This window comes from Shewanella sp. AS16 (genome assembly GCF_021412365.1).
Lineage (GTDB): Bacteria > Pseudomonadota > Gammaproteobacteria > Enterobacterales > Shewanellaceae > Shewanella > Shewanella salipaludis.
Map to the genome: position 1 here is coordinate 1 of NZ_JAKCLK010000382.1, position 284 is coordinate 284.

Sequence of the window (284 nt, forward strand, 5' to 3'; positions counted from 1 at the left end):
CAACGTTATGTATACGTTGTACCTTTTCTAACCATGGTAACTCATGGCGATCAGGTTCATCCTTGTTATAAGGTATTTGTAACTCACTATATCTGCCACGAAAATAGTGAGCGGGTGTTGTTCCTGTAACCGGATCAGCACACTCGTTCATCTGTGTTTGTACCCATTTAAGATGGTACGGCCAATCATCTGCATCATCCGTTAATGCAGTACGCAAGAAGAACTTAAGTCTTCTATGGCGTGTTTCATTTGCGCCTTGCGTTTGCGGTTTATATGGCACACCT

General features: G+C 43.0%; 1 protein-coding gene. It reads right to left on the minus strand.

The features are described 5' to 3' along the window. Positions 1-284 (minus strand): hypothetical protein (locus tag LZP73_RS20760; RefSeq protein ID WP_234236864.1); only part of this gene is annotated, 284 nt, incomplete at both ends.